6 protein-coding genes are annotated in these 19,153 nt (G+C 67.7%); 1 reads left to right on the top strand and 5 read right to left on the bottom strand.

Going from position 1 to position 19,153, the window contains the following annotated elements:
• Positions 1–154: 154 nt before the first annotated feature.
• From PMI38_RS22075 to norR, 5 genes are all read right to left on the bottom strand, one after another.
• Positions 155–1,339 carry an HlyD family type I secretion periplasmic adaptor subunit gene (locus tag PMI38_RS22075; RefSeq protein ID WP_008099032.1) on the bottom strand — a complete coding sequence of 395 codons (1,185 nt, stop codon included), beginning with the start codon at positions 1,337–1,339 and terminating at the stop codon, positions 155–157.
• Complete coding sequence (locus PMI38_RS22070) at positions 1,336–3,504, bottom strand: type I secretion system permease/ATPase (protein ID WP_008099030.1); 2,169 nt, start codon at positions 3,502–3,504, stop codon at positions 1,336–1,338. The genes PMI38_RS22075 and PMI38_RS22070 overlap by 4 nt, the downstream gene beginning before the upstream one ends.
• Complete coding sequence (locus PMI38_RS22065; protein ID WP_008099028.1) at positions 3,501–4,934, bottom strand: TolC family outer membrane protein; 1,434 nt, start codon at positions 4,932–4,934, stop codon at positions 3,501–3,503. The genes PMI38_RS22070 and PMI38_RS22065 overlap by 4 nt, the downstream gene beginning before the upstream one ends.
• Positions 4,935–4,997: 63 nt before the next feature.
• Positions 4,998–15,983 carry a BapA/Bap/LapF family large adhesin gene (locus tag PMI38_RS22060; RefSeq protein ID WP_008099026.1) on the bottom strand — a complete coding sequence of 3,662 codons (10,986 nt, stop codon included), beginning with the start codon at positions 15,981–15,983 and terminating at the stop codon, positions 4,998–5,000.
• A gap of 192 nt (positions 15,984–16,175) precedes the next feature.
• Complete coding sequence (gene norR / locus PMI38_RS22055) at positions 16,176–17,726, bottom strand: nitric oxide reductase transcriptional regulator NorR (protein ID WP_008099024.1); 1,551 nt, start codon at positions 17,724–17,726, stop codon at positions 16,176–16,178.
• Positions 17,727–17,880: 154 nt separating this feature from the next.
• Here norR and hmpA point away from each other — a divergent pair, with 154 nt between their 5' ends.
• Positions 17,881–19,059 (top strand): NO-inducible flavohemoprotein, encoded by a 1,179-nt coding sequence (gene hmpA / locus PMI38_RS22050; RefSeq protein ID WP_008099023.1) that lies wholly within the window; start codon positions 17,881–17,883, stop codon positions 19,057–19,059.
• Positions 19,060–19,153 lie beyond the last annotated feature (94 nt).

The raw sequence follows: 19,153 nt of genomic DNA, 5'->3' as shown, positions 1-19,153 counted from the left end.
CGCCCGCCGAGATATCGCGTCATACCAACAAGGCTGACAACCATGGCCTATCAGGCATCGGTACGTTGCAACAAATGTAGGAGCGGATTTATCCGCGATGCGCCGCGCGGGCGGCGCTCGATCTCGACTCCACCACACAACCATCGGCATGCCCCTAGCGCTCGCGCAAGGCCTCCTTGGCCCGGTTCAGCGGCTTGATCAGGTAATCGAGAATGGTCTTTTCACCCGTGCGGATATCCACCGTGGCAATCATCCCCGGCACGATGGCAAAGCGCTTGCCGGCCTTGTTCTGCAGGCTGTCCTGCTCGGTACGGATGAACACCCGGTAATAGTAGATCTCCGGCTTCACCTCATCCTGCAGGGTATCCGGTGAAATCCCCACCACCTTGCCATCCAGCCCGCCATACACCGAGTAGTCATAGGCACTGATCTTCACCTTGGCCGCCTGGTCGGGATGGATGAAGGCGATGTCCCGTGGCGCGATGCGGGTTTCGATCAGCAGCCGCTCGTCCATCGGCACGATCTTCATCACCTGCCCGCCCGGCTGCACCACACCGCCCAAGGTGTTGACCTCGATGTCCTTGACGATGCCGCGCACCGGCGAGCGCAGGGTCAGGCGCGACAGCGAATCACTGCGCCCGCGGATCACTTCCGACAGGCTGTCGGCCTCGGCGCTGGCCTTGGCCAGCTCTTCCCGGGCGCGCACCAGGTAGTCGGAACGCGCTTCGTTGGCCTTGAGTTCCAGCTCCGAACGCTGGCGGTTCAGGCGGATCACCTCGACCCGGCTGGAGGCGCCCATCTTGGCCAGGTTTTCGGTGATCTTCAGCTCGCTGCGCACCAGCCGCAGCGAGTCCTCGATGCCCGCCAGGGTCTGCTCCAGGCCGCGACGGCGGGTTTCGTACAGGGCGGTTTCGGCCTCGATCAGCTCGGGCGAATCACGCAGGCTGTCGGGGAAGCTCAACGGCTTGCCGGTCACCTCGGCGCGCAGCCGCGCCACACTGGCCTTGGCCGCCCGGTACTTGGCTTCGCTTTCGCCAACACTGGAAGCGGTCTTGGTCGGGTCGAGCTGGGCCAGCACCTGACCGCGTTCCACCAGGTCGCCCTCGGCCACGTTCATCTCGGCGACGATGCCGCCTTCGAACGACTGGATCACCTGTTCCCGCGAGCTGGGGATTACCTTGCCGGTGCCGGTCGACACTTCGGTCACCTCGAACCAGGCGGCCCAGCCGAGGAACGCGGCGAGCATCAGCGCACACAGGATGATGACCCGCCCTGCGCGCAGCACGGCCTGGTCGTCCTGGCCATCCAGGTAGGACGCGGGGAGTTCATGGTTGCTCATGCCTGGCCTCCTTGCAGTTTGGCCAGGGCCGCGTCGCGGCTGTCGTCGATGACGATGCGCCCGCCATCGAGCACGATGATCCGCTCGACCCGCTGCAGCACGCTCAAGCGGTGGGTGGCGATCACCAGGGTGCGGCCCTGGCAGAAGCGGTCGAGGTTATCGAGCAGCTTGCGCTCGGTCATGTCGTCCAGCGAGGCGGTGGGTTCGTCCAGCAGCAGCACCTGCGGCTGGCGCACCAGCAGGCGAGACAGCACCAGGGCCTGGCGCTGGCCGCCCGACAGGCCCAGCCCGCCTTCGAGAATCAAGTGGTCCATGCCCTTGGGCAGGCGCCGGACAAAGTCCAGGGCGCCGGTGGCGGCCAGCGCGGCGACCAGTTCCTGATCGCTGGCCTGGCCGGCGCCGAGGGTGAGGTTTTCCCGCAGGGTGCCGTGGAACAGCTTGGCGTACTGGGGCAGCAGGCCGACGTCGCGGCGCAGGTCGGCCGGGTCGAGGTGGGCCAGGGCGATGCCGTCCAGGCTGACCTCGCCCTGGGCCAGGTCCATGGCCCCGCCCAAGGCCTGCAGCAAGGTCGACTTGCCCGCGCCATTGCGCCCCAGCACGGCGATGCGTTCGCCCGGCTGGATGTCCAGCTGGCCGATGTTCAGCACCGGGGGCGCTTCGGCCTCATAGCGGAAGCTGGCCTGGCGCAGCTTGTACTCGCCGCGGATGGCGGGAAGGTGCACCCGGGCTTCGCCCTCGGGGTGGTCGACCGGCGACTGCATCAGCTTGTCCAGGCCTTGCAGGGCCACCTTGGCCTGCTGCCAGCGGGTCAGCACATGGGTGAGCTGGGCCAGTGGCGCCATCATTCGCGACGACAGCATCGACGCGGCCACCAGGCTCCCGGTGGTGAGGTCGCCGGCAATCACCATGGGCGCACCGATGACGATGACCACCGCGAACACCGCGCCCTGCACGTTCTGCGTCCAGGTCACCAGGCCGTTGGTCAGGGTACGCAGGCGCAGGTTGGTGTGGGCGCAGGCGGCGTTGTACTGGTTCCACTGCCGCTCGAACCGCGCCTCGGCCTGCAGCGCCTTGATTTCGTCCAGGCCCTGGATGCTCTCCACCAGCATGGCATTGCGCAGCGACGACTCGCGCATCGAGGCGTTGGCCAGGCGCGCCAGCCGCCGCTGCGCGAGCAGGCCCGGCAGCACCATGGCCAGCAGCGCCACCAGCGGAATGAGCACCAGCACCCCGCCAATCAGCCAGAACACGAACAGGAACAGCAAGAAGAACGGCAGGTCGGCCAGCGCCGTGGCGGTGCTCGACGTAATCAGGTCGCGGATCGACTCCAGCTCGCGCAATTGCGAGATGAACGAGCCGGTGGACTTGGGCCGTGCCGAGTTGCGCAAGCGCAGGGCATGGCCATAAACGAGGTCCGACACGCGCAGGTCGGCGCGCTTGCCGAGCAGGTCGGTCACCTTCAGGCGCAGCAGGCGCATGCTGAAATCGAACACCAGCGCCAGCACCACGCCGCCGAACAACACGTACAGGGTCGGCAACGATTCGGCGGGGATCACCCGGTCGTACACCTGCATGGAAAACAGCACGCCGGCCAGGGCCAGCACGTTGGCCACCAGGGACGCGACCATCACTTGCCCGTAGGGGCGCAGGTCGCGCAGCACGATGCGGGCGAACCAGTGGCGGTCGTAGGGCGCGGTGTAGTCGTCGGTGCGCACATCGCGCAGGGGCCGCGCCGGGCGCATCAGCGCGACCCGGTTGATGCGCCCTTCGAGCGCGGCGCGCGGCAGGCGCGAGGTCAGCCGCTGGTCGCCGGCGAACACCACTGCCAGCTCGTTTTCCTCGGTCACCGCTTCGACCACCGCCAGCTGGCCATCATCGAGCTCCAGCACCAACGGCGTGCGCCACTGCTTGAGGGCCTTGGCGTCGAAACGCACGAAGCGCAGCGCAAGGCCCGCCTGGCGCGCCATGTGGCGGAGGATCTCGTCCAGCGGCCGGGCATCCTCCACCGCCGCCAGGCGGATGCGCTGGGGCGAGACGTCCAGGCGGTAGTGGTGGGCGACCTGGAGCATCACCTCAAGCCAAGGCCCGAGGTCGGGGCGCTCGGCCACTGCCTGTTCGGCGTTGTGCTGGGGATTGGCCTGGCTCGGATTGACGGTTTGGTTCATGGCTCGATCTCCACCCCTTGCAGGTTGCGCCCTTCCAGACCCAGCGCGCTGCGCAGGGCGCCGGTGTTGTACAGGCAGTCGACATCCAGGCGCAGCAGGTCGGAGCGCGTGCCGGCGAGGTCGAAACGTGACTGATAGATTTCCTGCTCGGCGTTGAGCAGGTCGAGCAGCGGCCGTGTGCCCAGGTCCAGGTACTGCCGGCCATAGAGCATGCGCGCCTCCTGGATGCTGACCTGGCGGGCTTCCAGCGAGTTCAGCCGGCGGCCCAGCCCGGCGGTCTGCGCCATGGCTTCGGCGAGGCCACGACGGGCCTGCAGGCGCGCGGCATCCTCGGCGGAATCGGCAGCGCTCAGGGCATGGCCGGCGGCGCGGGTGCGGGCGCTGATGGCGCCGCCCTGGTAGATCGGCACCTCCAGGTTCAGGTAGATGCCGGCCTGGGTCCGGTCGAGGCTGTGGTTGTCGCGGTTGTAGTCGTTGTCCAGGTAATGGTTGACCTGCGGTTGCAGCGACAGGGTCGGGTAGGCTTCGGCCTTGGCCTGGGCCAGCTCCGCCTTGGACTGCGCGCGCAGGGCCAGGGCCATGAGCACGGCGGGCAGGCGGTCGTCGCCCTGGGCCGGGCGCTTGCAGGCCTGGTTCAGTTCAGGGGGCGTTTCTTCGGCCAGTGCCGGTGGCGACACGCGGCCAAGCAGGGCAGCCAGGATCGAGCGCCAGCGCTGGTACTGCGCCTGGTACTCCTCGAGGGTGGCGCGTGCGCCTTCTACCCGCGACTCGGCCTGGACCACATCGGAGCGGGTGCTGGCACCCATGTCGCTGCGCTGGCGTGCCATGCCGGCGATGTCATCGACCCCGCGGATCTGTTCGCGGGCGATGACCATCAACTGCTCGTAGCGACGGGTTTCGATCCAGGCGTAGGCGGTGTCACGGGCCAGGTCATCGAGCACCAGCAGGATATTGGCCTGGGCGCGGGTGGCGGCGGCATGGGCCGCATCGACGGCGCTGTCGACCTTGCCGAAATCGTAGAGCATCTGTTTAAGCGACAGGTTCAGGGCCTGGCTGTTGCGGTCGCCGCCGTAGCCGGAGTCGTAACCGGTGCGGATACCTCCGGAAATCTGCGGGTAGTAACCGGCGCGGGCAACGTTGATGCCTTCGCCTTGCTTGTACAGGTTGCCGATGGCCTCGGCGATGCTCGGGTGCCACTGCGCGGCGGCCAGCACGGCCTCGGCCAGCCCCAGCCGATCGCCCTGGGAGGCGGCCTGGCCGGACGGGGGACGGGCGGGAATGGCGTCGGGGGCATCGCGCAGCAGCGATGGCCCGATGGTGCGCAGCGTGGGATCTATGTCATCGGCTGCCAGGGCAACCGGGTTGATAGTGATCACCAGGAGCCCGAGGGCTCCCAGCAACAGCGGTGACAGCGGACTGCGTCGCTTCACGAAATGCCCTTACTGCTGTTCGTCCATGCCGCCGGGCGTGATGCCCGGCGGGTTGCTGCGCCTTCAGACGACATGGATGCCGTTCTGTACCCACAGGTGGTGGCTCGGGTCCTCCTGGGCCGTGTACTGGTTGTAGTCGACGCCGTCTGCGCTCGGGCTGCCGGTCAGGGTCCAACTGTCGGTGAGGTGAACCGAGTCTTTTTCATCCCCTTTGATGATCAGGGTGTCCTTGCCGGTTTCGGTGATTGCCACCACGTCCGCCAGGTTGAGGGTCAGCGCTACCGAGCTGGTGTCGTTGAGGTCGATGATCTCGATGTCGTGGACGCGCCCGACCAGGTTACCCAGGTCGATGCTGGCATCGCCGCCGCCCCACAACAGGGTGTCGGTGCCGGTGCCGCCGTCGACGCTGGCGAACTGCTGGTCGACCACCACCAGGGTGTCGTCCCCCGCGCCGCCTTGCAGGGTGATGTGGCCACCCTGGCTGCCATCGAGGTGGTCGTTGCCGTCGGTGCCGGCGATGACTTCGCTGGAGGCCGCCGCCGCGACCAGTGCCGTGCCGTCGTCGCCGCTGTCGGCCAGCATCGAGGAGGTGGCAGTGAAGCCTGTGGCACCGTCCAGGTTGATGGTGAGGGTGGCGGTGTCGCTGGTGCCGTTGGGGTGGGTCAGTTCGTAGGTGAAGGTGTCGTGCTGGCCGATCACCGCCGAAGTGAGCCCATTGTTGAGGGTGTAGGTGTAGCTGCCGTCGGCATGCACCAGCAGCGAACCGTAGGTGCCGGCCACGGTGATGCCGTTGTGGCCAGGGACGGCGTAGGTATTGCCCGCGACCAGCACGCTCAGCACGGTGAGCGAGGAACCCAGGTTGTCGGCCCCGGCGGGGTCGGTGATCAGGTTGCCGTTCACGGCGGTGTAGCCGCCGACCACGAACTCGGTGAGATGCGTGGTGGTGGTGTTGAGGCTGGTGGTGATCGAACTGAGCAGGCCGATACCGCTGGAGCCGACGCGGACCTGGTAGCTGCCGGCACCCTGGCCGGTGAAGGTATAGGCGGCGCCACCCCCTAGCAGGGTCAGCAGCGAGCTGCCCGGTACCGACTGCACCAGGACGTATTGGCCGGTGCTGGTATTGAGCTTGTACAAGGCGATGGTGGTGTTGCCGAGCAGGGTCAGCAGGTTGGTCGAGTTGATCACCACTTGCAGGTCGGCGCTGGTGTCGGCGGCGACCGTGGTGGTGTAGATGGCCTGGCGCGAGCCGATCACCGGTAGGCTCAGGGTGCCCAGGGTAGCGCTGCTGCTGTCGACCCGGTTGGCCAGGGTGATGTGGGTACTGTCGACATCGTTGACCGCATCCACCACCGTGGCCGGTGCGCTGAGGTTGCTGTCGCTCCAGATCTCCGAGGCTTGCGGGCTGTCGATGCGCACATAGAGGTTGGCGCTATCGGTCAGGCCGTTGCTGTGCACCAGCTGGTAGCTGAACACATCCACCTTGCCGACGCTGGACGGCGTGCCGTTCGGCGTATAGGTGTAGGTGCCGTCGGCGCGGATCACCAGGGTGCCGTACAAGCCTTGCACTTCGGTGGCGCTGCCGGCGCTGACGTAGCTGCCGTTCTTCAGCACCTGCAGCACGGCGGCGCTGTCCGGGCCGCGGGCATCGGTGCTGCCATCGACACCGGGGTCGCTGATGACGTTGCCGGACACCGGTGTGCCGGTGCCGGTGAACTGGGTCAGGTTGGTGGTATCGATGTCCAGGGTGGTGGTGACGTTGGTGATCAGGCCAATGCCGCCACTGCCGACGGTCAGGCGGTACTCGCCGGCCTGCAGCACGCCGATGTCGACGCGGATGCCCTGGCCCAGCGGCAGCAGGATCAGGTCCAGCAGGCCCTGGCTGGTGCCGGTGGCCAAGGTCACCCAGGCGCCGGAGGCGTCCTTCACCTGCAGGGTGAAGGTGGCGTTGTTGAGCAGGGCCAGGGCGCTGTTGGTGGTCAGGGTCAGGGTCGGGTCCACCGTGGCGCCGGCGCCGACCGTCCAGGTGAAGGTCTTGCTGAAGCCGGACAGCAAGGTGGTGAAGCTGTCGTTGTAGGTCTGATGGCTGACCACCGGCGCCAGGTTGACGGTGGCCGTGGCCAGGTTGTCGCTGGCGATCACCGGCGCATTGGCATCGATGTCCGGGGCGGTGATGCTGACGTTGCCGGAGGTGTTGTTGCGTGGGTCGGTCAGGGTTATCGACAGCACCTGGCCGTTGTCCTGGGCAGGGCTCAGGGTGACGGTGAAGGTGCCGTCGGGTTGTACGGTCGCGGTCTGCAGCACGGTGCCGCTGGCACTGCGCACGGTGACGGTGGCGCCGGGTTCGCCGCTGCCGGTGAGGGTGCTGCCATCGGCACTGATCACCAGGTTGCTGGCGACTGCAGGCGGGGTGAGGTCCGGCGCGGTCAGTGAAGTACCGGTCGAGACATTGCCCGCCGCATCGGTGAGGGTGACGCTCAGGGCCTGGTGGTCGATCTGTGCCGCGGCCAGGCTGACCACGAACAGGCCGTTGCTGCCCACGATGGCGGTGCCGAGCACGGTGCCGGCACTGTTGCGCACGGTGACCGTGCTGCCGATCTGGCCAGAACCGGTCACCGTGGTGCCGGTGGCGTTGATGTTGGCCACCGGCGCGGCTGGCGCTGTTGTGTCGGGCGCGGTGATGGCCGTGCTGGTGGACAAGTTGCCGGCGGCGTCCGACTGGCGAATCACCAAGGCCTGGCCATCGTTTTGGGGGGTGGTCAGGGTGACGCTGAAGGTGCCGTCGCTTTGCACGATGGCAGTGCCCAGCTGGCCACCGGGGCCTTGCACGGTCACGGTCGCACCCGGCTTGCCGTTACCGGTGAGCACGGTACCACCGGCATTGATCGCCAGGTTGCTCGGCGCCAGCGGCGCCTGGGTGTCCGGCGCGGTGAAGCTGGTGCTGGCGGACACGTTCTGCGCCGCATCGGCCTGGCTCAGGTTCAGTACCTGGCCGTTGAGCTGGGGGCTGCCGAGGTTGATGCTGAACTGCCCGGCACCGTTGACCAGGCCAGTGCCGAGCACGTTGCCGGCCGCGTCCCGCACGGTGACAGTCGCGCCGGCTTCACCGCTACCGCTCAGCACCAGGCCGTTGGCCGACAGTGCGGTGACCAGCGGGTTGGCCGGAGGCGTGATGTCGGCCGCCGTGACGAATATCGGCTGCGACTCGCCACCGAGCAGCGACACCGCCGTCACCGTCAAGTGTTGCCCGTTGAGCTGGGCGGTGTTCAGGGTCAGGGTGAAGCCACCGTCAAGGATGTTCGCCACGCCGCTGCCGATCAGGTTGCCGGCGGCGTCGTAGACGCGGATCGACGCGCCGGTGGCGGCGCTACCCGACAGGGTCAGGCCGTCGGCGGCCAGCGCTACATCGGTGGGTGGTTCCGGTGGTGGTACCAGTGGTGTGGAATAAGTCGCTACCGCCGAGGTGTTGTTGGCAGCATCGGTCTGGGTAACGGCCAGGGACGCGCCTGAACCGGGTGCCGGTTGCAGGTTGATCGAAAAATTGCCGCCGCTGTCGACCTGACCGGTGCCGATTACCACGCCGCCGAAGCTGACCGTCACGGTCGCACCCACTTCGCCACGCCCGGTGAGGATGTCATAGGTGTTGTTGACGGCGAGGTTGGTCACGGTGCCGGGCGGGGCGGTGTCGACGGTCTGGTACTCGGCCGGCAGCGAGGTGTTGCCAGCGGGGTCGGTGGAAATCACCGTCAGCAGGTGGCCGTTGTTCTGTGTCGGGCTCAGGGTGACGGTGAACTCGCCGCCTGCCGGCACCGTGACGGTACCGACCACCGTGCCGGAGGGGTCGCGTACGGTGATGGTGGTGCCCGCTTCACCCGTACCGCTGAGCAATGTGCCATTGCCGGTCAGGGTCAGGTTGCCGGGCTGTACCGGCGGAGTCAGGTCGGGCGCGGTCAGTTGCAGCGGTGGCGAAGGGTTGCCGGTGGCATCCTGGGCAATGACGGTCAGTACCTGGCCATTGATCTGTGCCGTGGTGAGGTTGAGCACGAAGGTGCCGTCGGCATTGACCACGCCTTGGCCGACCAGATCGCCATGGTTGTTCATCACGGTGACGCGAGTGCCCGCCTCGCCTGTGCCGATGAGCTGCGTGCCACTGGCATTGAGCGTGGCAATCACGCTCGCCGGTGGCGTGATATCGACCGCCGTGATCGTGCCGATCGGCGATACGTTGCCGCTGGCGTCCACCAGGCTCACTTGCAGCCGTTCGCCATTGAGTTGCGGTGTATTGAGGTTGACCACGAAGGTGCCGTTGGCGGCGACCGTGGCGGTGCCGATCTCCAGGGCGCCGACGAACACGCGCACGGTGGTGCCGGCTTCGCCGGTGCCGCTGAGCTGGTCGCCGCTGGCGTTCAGGTGCAGCTCCACTGCCGCTGCGGGCGGCGTCAGGTCCGGTGCATCGACCGTGACCGGCGCGCTGATGTTGCCGGGTGGATCGGCCTGCTGCACCGACAGCACCTGCTGGTTGATCTGCGGTGGCGTCAGCTGGACGCTGAAGCTGCCATCGGCGAGCACCAGGGTGGTGCCCAGGATCACGCCGGCGGCGTTGGTCACGGTCACGGTCGCCCCCACTTCGCCGCGACCGGTGACGACGCTGCCGTCGGCGTTGATCAGCACATCGGTGAGGGCGGCAGGCGGCGTGAAGTCGGGGGTTTGCAAGGTGGCGATGGCCGACACGTTGCCGGCGGCGTCGGTCTGGCTGACGCTCAGCAACTCGGCATTGCCCAGCGCCGGGGTGAGGGTGATGGTGAAATGGCCGCTGGCATCGACCTGCGCCGTGCCAATCTCGACACCGGCCGGGTTGCGCACGCTGACCAGCGCCCCCGCCTCGCCACGGCCGGTCAGGGTAATGCCATCGCTGGAGATCGCCAGCTCGGTCGGCGCGGCGGGTGGGGTGGTGTCTGGCGCCGTGATCGGGCTTGGATTCGACTGGTTGCCGGCGGCGTCGGTCAACACCACTTGCACGGGCTGGCCATTGGCCTGGGGCGCACTGAGGCTGACCTGGAAGGTGCCGTCGCCACGGACCACGGCGCTGCCCAGCACGCTGCCGTCGGCGGCCAGCACTTTCACCGTGCTGCCGGCCTCACCGGTACCGTTGAGCAAGCTGCCACCTGCGCTGAAGGCGAGGTTGGCGGCGGCATCGGGGGCCACGCGGTCGGGCGCGGTCAGGCTGACACTGTTCGACTCGTTGCCTGCGGCGTCCGTCTGGCTGGCGCCGAGGTGTTGGCCGTTGATCTGCGCGCTGCTCAAACCAATGCTGAAATTGCCGTTGGCATCGACCACGCCACGGCCAAGGTCGATCCCGCCTTCACCGATCACGGTGACGGTGGCGCCCGGCTCCCCCCGGCCGCTGAGGGTCAGGCCGTCGTTGGCCAGTACCAGGTTGGTCAGCGGTTGCGGGGCGGTGCTGTCCGGTGCCTGCAAGGTGGCCGGCAGCGAGGCGCTGCCATCAGTGCCCACGGCGCTGACCTGCAGGACTTCGCCATTGGCCTGGGCGCTGCCGAGGTTGACGCTGAAGGTGCCGTCGTTGCCGACCAGGGCCGTGCCCAGCAGCGTGCCGCCGGGACCGTAGACATTGACCGTGCTGCCCGGGGTGGTGCTGCCGGTGAGCACCAGGCCATCGGCAGACAGCACCAGGTTGTCGGGGGTGTCGGGTGCCAGGTTGCCGGGTGCATTGACCGTCTGCGGCGGCGACACGTTCTGCGCGGCATCGGCCTGGGTGACGCTGAGGCTTTCACCGGCAGACGCCGCCGGGGCGAGGCTGACGCTGAAGCGGCCATCGCTGCCGACCGTGGTCGTACCGAGGGCGCTGCCGTCTGGGGCACGCACGGTGACCGTGGCACCCGCTTCACCCGTGCCGGTCAGGGTGGCGCCATCGACCGAGACGGCCAGGTTGGCGACGGCGGCGGGTGGGGTGGTGTCGGCAGCGGTGTACGGCGTGCTGGCCGAGACGTTGCCTGCGGCATCGGTGGCGCTGACCTGCAAGGTCTGGCCGTTGGTCTGGGGACTGTTCAGGGTGACCTGGAAGGTGCCGTTGGCGTTGGCCACGGCAGTGCCGAGCAGATTGCCTGCGGCATCGCGCACGCTGACCGTGCTGCCCGCTTCGGCGTTGCCGCTCAGTTGCAGGCCGCTGCCGGCCAGGGCCAAGGCGCTGGGCGCTGGCGGTGGGGTGAAGTCCGGCGCGGTGACAGCGACGGCGACCGAGGTGTTGTTGCCGGCATCGGTCTGGGTCACGCTCAAATGCTGGGCATTGAGCTGGGCGCTATCGAGGGTGAGGGTGAAGCTGCCGTTGGCGGCCACCAGGCCGCTGCCGATGATGGTGCCGTCGGGGCCGCGCACGGTCACGGTGGCACCGGCTTCGCCAAGACCGGTCAGGGTCAGGCCATTGTTGTTGAGCACCACGTTGCTCAGTGCGGCCGGTGGTGTCAGGTCCGGGGTGCTCAGGGAAACGGCAGGCGAGGCGTTGCCTGCGGCATCCACCTGGCTCACGCCGATCGCCTTGCCGTTGGCCTGTGGCGTATCGAAGGTCACCGTGAAGCGGCCATCGGCCCCTACGCTGGCACTGCCGACCACGTTGCCGGCGGCATCGCGCACCTGCACGGTGGCGCCGATTTCGCCGCTGCCGGACAACTGCTTGCCATCGGCGCTGAGCGCTACGTCGCTGACCGCTGCCGGTGGCGTGCGGTCGGGGGTCGCCAGGCTGGCGGGGCCGGACACGTTGCCGGCGGCATCGCTGAGGGTGACTTGCAAGGGACTGCCGGTGGTTTGCGCACTGGGCAGGGTGATCTGGAACTGGCCGCTCTGGTTGACCGTGCCGGTGGCCAGGATCGCGCCACTGGCATCGCGCACGGTGACCGTCGCGCCCGCTTCGCCCTGGCCGCTGACCACGGTGGCGGCGCTGTTCAGGCTCAGGCCGGTGGCCGCGTTCGGCGCCTGCAGGTCGAACGCCTGCTGGGTGGCGGCGAGCGAGGTGTTGCCGGCGGCGTCGGCCTGGGTAACGGTGAGGGTCTGGCCGTTGGCCTGGGGCGGCACCAGGCTGACGCTGAACAGCCCATTGCTGCCCACGGTCGCGGTACCCAGCACGGTCCCTTGCGCATCCACCACGCGCACGGTCGCGCCCACTTCGCCGTGGCCGGTGAGGGTGGTGCCGCTGCGGTCGAGGGCGAGCTGGTCCGGCGCCTCCGGCGCGGTGCTGTCCGCGGCCACGATGGTCGCCGGCACCGAAAGCTTGCCGTCCAGCGAGGCGCTGACCTGCAGCGTTTGCGCATTGAGCTGGGCGTTGCTGAAGAACACCCGGAACGTGCCGTCACTGCCGACCGTGGCAGTGCCCAGCGTGATGCCACCGGAGGTCACGGTAATCAGCGAGCCCACGGTGCCTTCGCCGGTGAGCAGGAAGCCGTCGGCACTGATCTGCAGGTCGGTGGGGGTGGCTACTTCAGTGCCATCAAGGCCGTTGAGCGTGGTGGGGGTTTCATGACCGGCCCCATCGTCCACCACCACTTGCACGACATCGCCGCTGGCCAGCGGCGGGTTCACCGTGATCACGAAGGCGCCGTCAGGCCCGGCCGTGGCGGTGCCCAGAATTGTGCTGCCATCGCGCACGGTGACGGTGCTGCCAGGCTCGGCGTTACCGCCAACAGTGGTGCCATCGGCGCTCACGGTCAGGTCGGTGGCCGCTGCGGGTGGGGTGATATCCGGGGCGGTGATGTTCGACGGTGCGGAGGCGTTGACCCCGTCGGTGACGACCACGCTCACGGTTTCGCCATTGGCCAGTGGCGGGGTGAGGGTCACGGTGAAGCTGCCGTCAGGGTTCACTGTCGCGCTGGTCACCGTACCGCCGGGGCCGGTGATGGTGACGTTGCTTGCACCTGGTGCATGGCCGGTGATGGCGGTGCCGTCCGCGCTGAAGGTGACATCGACCAGTGTGGGCGGTGTGTGATCGGGTGCAGTGGCCTGGCCTGCGCCGGAGACATTGTTGGCCGCATCGGTCAGGGTGATCTGCAGTTGTTGGCCATCCAGCTGTGCAGGCGACAGCGCCACCGTGAAGTTGCCACCTGCGGGGACCACCACGGTGCCCAGCAAGTCACCGTTGGCATTGCGCACTTGTACGGTCGAACCGACTTCGCCGGTGCCGTGCAACAGGGTGCCGTCGGCGCTCACCTGCAGACCGGTCGGTGTGGCTGGAGCGGTCGTGTCGGCGGCGGTGATGGACGCTGATGGCGAGAGGTTGCCAGCGGTGTCTTCCAGCACCACCGACAGCACTTGGCCGTTGGCCTGGGCCGGGCTCAGCGTGATGCTGAAGGAGCCATCCTGGGCGACTGTGCCACTGCCCAGCACTTGTCCGGCCGCGTCGCGCACGGTCACCGTAGCACCAGCTTCGCCCTGACCACCGAGCAGTGTCCCGCCAGCGGTCAATGTCAGGCCCTGGGCGATGCCCGGTGCTTCAAGATCGCTGGCGGTAAGGGTCTCGGCGCCGGAGGTATTGCCTGCCGCGTCTGCCTGGGTGACCGACAAGGTTTGGCCGTTCAACTGCGCTGGGTCGAGGGTCACGTGGAAACTGCCGTCGGCTGCCACCACGGCGGTGCCCAGTACCACGCCGCCAATTCCGGTGACCTGCACCGTGGCGCCGGGTTCACCTGTGCCCGAGACAACCGTGCCATCGGCAGACAAGCTCAGCCCTCCGGGCGTGCCGGGTGCCACGCTGTCCGGCGCGGTCAGGTCGGCCGCAGCAGAGACGTTGCCGGTCGGGTCTTGCTGTTCAACGGTCAATGCCTGGCCGTTGGTCTGGGCCGGCGTGAGGGTGATTTCGAAGCGACCGTCGCTCGCCACTACTGCAGTGCCCAGCACGCTGCCGTCCGGGCCGCGCACGGTGACCGTGGCGTTCGGTTCGCCGGTGCCGGTGACGGTGGTGCCGCTGGCATCGATGCTCGGGTTTACGACGGCTTGGGGCGGTGTGCTGTCCGGCGCCGTGAAGCTGACCGGGCCGGCGCTGTTGCCGAGGCTGTCGGTGGCCTCCACGCTCAGGCTTTCGCCGTTGCGCTGGGGCTGGTCGAGGGTCACGTCGAAGCGCCCGTCGGCGCCCACCTGCGCCGTGCCCAGCACGCTGCCATCGGCGCCGCGCACGGTGATGGTCGAGCCCGCCTGGCCAAGGCCGGTGAGGTGCAGGCCGGCGCTGTCGATGGTCAGCGCCGAGGGTTGCTGGGGACCGTCCAGGTCAGGGGCGACGAGGGTTGCAGTCGAGCTGTTGCCCGTTGCGTCACGCAACACCACGTCCAGCACCTGGCCGTCGGTCTGGGCCGGTGCCAGGGTGAGGGTGAACTGGCCATTGGCGTCGACCACAGCCGTCCCCAGCACCTCGCCCTGAGCATTGCTGACCTGCACGCTGGCACCCGGTTCGCCGCGTCCGGTGAGCGTGATGCCATCGGCACTGAGTTGCAGGTCGCTGGCTGCGTTGGGCGGGGTGATGTCCGGCGCTGTGACAGGGGTCGGCAGTGAGCTGTTGCCGGCGGCGTCTACTAGCGTGACGGTCAGTTGTTCGCCATTGGCTTGAACGGGGTCAAGGGTGACGCTGAAGCTGCCATCGGCCTGGACGATGGCCGTGCCCACCACCTGGCCCTGGTCGTTCAGGACCTTGACCGTGGCACCCACCTCACCATGACCTGAGACGGTACGCCCGTCGGCGCTGACCTGCAGACCGCTGGCCGGTGCTGGCGGGGTCGTGTCTGCGCCACCGGGATCGATGTCTGGCGCAGTGACCACGGCGGCCGTGGAGGTGTTGCCGGCGGCATCGGTGGCCGTTACCTGCAACTGTTCGCCATCGACCTGCGGCGGGGTGAGGGTAATGCTGAAATTGCCATCGGCGCCGACCAGCCCGCTACCGATCAGGTTCCCTTGGGCATCACGCACCTGCACCGTGCTGCCGGCTTCGCCACGGCCACTGAGTTGCCGGCCGGTCGGATCGATCAGCAGGCCGCTGGGCGCATCGGGTGGCGTGCTGTCCGGCGGGTTGCCCAGGCCATCGTTCGGGGCGCTGATGGTGCCGGCGGCGGAGGTGTTGCCAGCGGCGTCCTGGGCCGTGACCTGCAGTGCCTGGCCGTCGGTCTGGGGAGGTTGCAAGGTAACGCTGAACGCGCCGTCGGCGCCTGCCACCGCGGTGCCCAGCAGCGTGCCGTCGGCACCGCGCACTTGCACGGTGGCGCCGGGTTCGGTGCGCCCGCTCAACGTCGTGCCCTGACCATTGATCGCCAGTTCGCCGGGGGCCTGCGGCGCGGTCATGTCCGGAGTGCCGACGGTGCCTGCCTGCGAGCTGTTGCCCGCGCCATCGGTAAGGATGACGTCCAGGTTGCCGCCGTCGAGCTGGGGTGTATTCAGCGAGACGTCGAAGGTGCCGTCGGCGCCCACTGTGCCGCTGCCGATCACATTGCCGGCGGCATCGCGCACGGTGATCGTGCTACCCGCTTCGCCACGGCCGGTCAGGTGCAGGCCATCGGGCGATACCAGCAGATCGATGGCACTGGCGGGTGGCGTGGTGTCGCCAGGTGAGGAACCGCCACTGCTGCCACCACTGCTGTGGTGGTCTGCGGCGGCGGCCGCACCGCCGACACCGAGCAGGCTGAGGCCGGCAATCGCCCAGGTCGGCGTGGCACTGCCGGCCACCCCGATGCCGGCCACCAGCTCATCCAGCGAGGCCACTTCGTCGAAGGTGAAACCGGTGAAGGCGGCGGCGTCATACTTGGCGTGCCACAGGCTACCGTCTTCGCCGACGAACACCATGTCGCTGCCGACGCCGGCCTGGTCCACGGCGAAGAAGTTGCCGACGGTGACCTTTTCCCCTGATTTGAGGGTGACGATCAGGTCCTGGCCACGGCGGGTGACGGTCGCCACCTGGTCGGGAGCCACCGGCATCTGCACGACACCCGGGCTGTTGAGCGTGATATTGCCCCAGGCACTCTGGGTGGCGACGGCGGATTGCTTGTCGGCGACGACGATGTTGTCCATGCTTGCTCCCTGCTGGTGTGCGGTACGGGTCGGCGTCTGCGACCCTTGCCTCGCGCAACCTCCCCCCGCGAGCGGACCTGTTGCGCGCAACGGGGCCGGGTAACGGCCCTGTGACCGGTGGTTAGGGAGATATAGCAGCCCAGCAGGAAGCAACCAGAGGCTTTCTGGGTTAATCCTTTTGTAAGAACGCGTCTAGCGCAGGCCTAAGCGCTTGGCCAGGCGGCTCAGATTGGCACGGTCCAGCCCCAGCTCGCGGGCGGCGGCGGCCCAGTTGTCCTGATGGCGCTGCAGGCAGGCGTCGATCACCTGGCGCTGGTAGGCGTCGATGGCGTCGCGCAGGCCACCCTCGGGCAGTGAAGGCGCAGGCAGCAGGGCAGGGGAGGCCGCCGTCGCCGTGGCGGGGACGGCGCGCAGGTCGAGGTCGCTGGCTTCGAGGGTGAGAATGCGAGGGCGCTCAGGATGTTGGCCCATGGCCTTGAGCGCCGAACGGCCGATCAGGTGTTCCAGCTCACGCACATTGCCGGGCCAATCGTAGGCCAGCAGCGCGGCCTGGGCTTCGCTGCTCAGGCGCAGGCTGTTGAGGCCCAGGCGCGATCGGTTCTGTTCGAGGAAGTAGCCGGCCAATAGCAACACGTCGCGGCCACGCTCGCGTAGAGGTGGCACCTGTAGCGGGTAGACGCTCAAGCGGTGATAGAAGTCGGCGCGGTAATTGCCGTTGCGTACTTCCGCCGCCAGGTCGCGGTTGGTAGCGGCGATCAGGCGCACGTCGACCCGGTGATCGCGGTCCGAACCCAGGCGCTGCAGCTGCCCGCTCTGCAGCACCCGCAGCAGCTTGGCCTGCACGGTCAGCGACAGCTCGCCGACTTCGTCGAGAAACAGCGTGCCGCCATTGGCCAGCTCGAACTTGCCCCGGCGCTCGCCATGGGCTCCGGTGAAGGCGCCACGCACATGGCCGAACAACTCGCTCTCCACCAGGGTGTCGGGCAGGGCGGCGCAGTTGAGACTGACCAGCGGCTTGTCGGCGCGGCTGCTGGCCTGGTGCAGGGCTTGCGCCACCAGTTCCTTGCCTACGCCGGTTTCGCCCGTGATCAGCACGGTCAGGTCGCTGCTGCCGACCAGGCGGATTTCTTCCACCAGTTGTTTATGGGCCTTGCTCTGGCCGATCAGCTCCCGGTCCTGGCCGCTGGCCTGGCGGTAGATCTCTGCACGGTGGTGTTCGTCTTCGGCGCGCAGGGCCAGGTGTTCGATGCGTTCGGCCACGGTCACGGTGGCGGCCGCGAGGCTGGCGAAGGCCTGCAGGGCGTCCAGCTCCAGGCTCTGGAACTGCCCGGGAGTAAGGGCGTCGAGGGTCACCAGGCCCCAGGGCCGTTCATCGACCATCAGTGGGCAACCCATGCAGTCGTGCACTTCCAGGGCGGCGTCGTGGGCGTTGACCAGGCCATCGTAGGGGTCGGGCAGCTCGGAGTCGCTGGCAAAGCGGGTGGGTTCGGCGCGGCTGAGGAGGATCTGGAAGCGGGGGTGTTCACTGACCTTGAAGCGCCGCCCCAGGGTGTCGGCGCTAAGGCCGTCGACGGCCAGGGGCACCAGCCACTCGCCGTCCAGGCGCAACAGCGCGGCGGCGTCGCATGGCAGCAGGCCACGCATGGCCTGGAGCAGGCGCCGGTAGCGTTCCTGGTCGGGCAGGTCGCGGGAAAGGTCGCTGACCAGGGGGAGCAGGGCGGTGAGCAAGGGCTTTGCGGTCATAAAGACTCCTGTTGGTCGTTATGACTATACGCCGGGGTAGGTCGTTTTGACATGATCGGCGTCAAGCCCCTGATTTTGCTGGCGCAAAAAGTTGGCACGATTGCTGTAATGGTCAACGCAACCTATTCAAGCCCCGTGCTCAGGAGTTGTTGCAATGCTCAATGCCGAACAACGTGCAATCATCAAAGCTACCGTGCCCCTGCTGGAAACCGGCGGCGAAGCGCTGACCACCCACTTCTACAAGATGATGCTCAGCGAGTACCCCGAGGTGCGCCCACTGTTCAACCAGGCCCACCAGGCCAGCGGTGACCAGCCGCGTGCCTTGGCCAACGGTGTACTGATGTATGCGCGCCACATCGACCAACTGGAGCAGCTGGGCGGCCTGGTTGGCCAGATCATCAACAAGCATGTGGCCTTGCAGATTCTGCCGGAGCATTACCCGATCGTCGGTAGCTGCCTGCTGCGCGCCATCGAGGAAGTGCTGGGCAAGGAAATCGCCACCCCTGAAGTGATCGCTGCCTGGGGCGCCGCCTACGGCCAGCTGGCCGACATTCTGATCGGCGCCGAAGAAGGCTTGTATAAACAGAAGGAAGAGGCCGCTGGCGGCTGGCGCGGCACCCGCGAGTTCCAACTGGTACGCCGTGAACAGGAAAGCAGCGAAATCGTCTCCTTCTATTTCGCCCCGGTCGATGGCAAGCCGGTGCTCAAGGCCGAGCCAGGCCAGTACATCGGTTTGCAGCTGTTCATCGACGGTGCCGAGCAGCGTCGCAACTATTCGCTGTCGGCGCTGTGCGATGGCCAGCAGTACCGCATCAGCGTCAAGCGCGAAGCGGGTGGCAAGGTTTCCAACTACCTGCATGACCAGCTGATGGTCGGCGAAACCCTGAAACTGTTCCCGCCGTCCGGTGACTTCACCCTGGCTGCCAGCGACAAGCCGCTGGTGCTGATCAGCGGCGGCGTGGGTATCACGCCGACCCTTGCCATGCTCGAGTCTGCGCTCGAGACTCAGCGTCCGGTGCATTTCATTCACTGTGCGCGCAATGGCGCGGTGCATGCCTTCCGTGACTTGATCGACGGATTGGCCGAGCGCCATCCGCAACTCAAGCGCTTCTATTGCTATGCCGAGCAAGAAGGTTCGCAAGAGGCTGATGCCGTGGGCCTGCTGAGCCAGGAGCAGCTGGCAGAGTGGCTGCCGCGCGAGCGTGATGTCGATGCCTACTTCCTTGGGCCCAAGGGCTTCATGGCGGCGGTCAAGCGTCATCTGAAGGGGTTGGGCGTGCCGGAAGGGCAGAGCCGTTACGAGTTCTTCGGGCCGGCGGCTGCCCTGGAATGATGGGCTGAACCGGCTGGCCCTATCGCCGGCAAGCCGGCTCCTACAGGAACAGCGCAGGCCTCGAGGGCTGTGGGGTACTTGTGGGAGCCGGCTT

The sequence above is a fragment of the Pseudomonas sp. GM84 genome, assembly GCF_000282535.1.
In the GTDB taxonomy this organism is placed as follows: domain Bacteria; phylum Pseudomonadota; class Gammaproteobacteria; order Pseudomonadales; family Pseudomonadaceae; genus Aquipseudomonas.
The sequence above is the reverse complement of the archived record's forward strand: the minus strand, read 5'-3'. Positions and strand labels throughout refer to the sequence as shown.

Excerpts from the sequence above, each read along its gene's own strand:
- PMI38_RS22075 (WP_008099032.1), bottom strand. The coding sequence starts at position 1,339 with ATGAGCAACCATGAACTCCCCGCGTCCTACCTGGATGGCCAGGACGAC.
- PMI38_RS22070 (WP_008099030.1), bottom strand. The coding sequence starts at position 3,504 with ATGAACCAAACCGTCAATCCGAGCCAGGCCAATCCCCAGCACAACGCC.
- PMI38_RS22060 (WP_008099026.1), bottom strand. The coding sequence starts at position 15,983 with ATGGACAACATCGTCGTCGCCGACAAGCAATCCGCCGTCGCCACCCAG.
- norR (WP_008099024.1), bottom strand. The coding sequence starts at position 17,726 with ATGACCGCAAAGCCCTTGCTCACCGCCCTGCTCCCCCTGGTCAGCGAC.
- hmpA (WP_008099023.1), top strand. The coding sequence starts at position 17,881 with ATGCTCAATGCCGAACAACGTGCAATCATCAAAGCTACCGTGCCCCTG.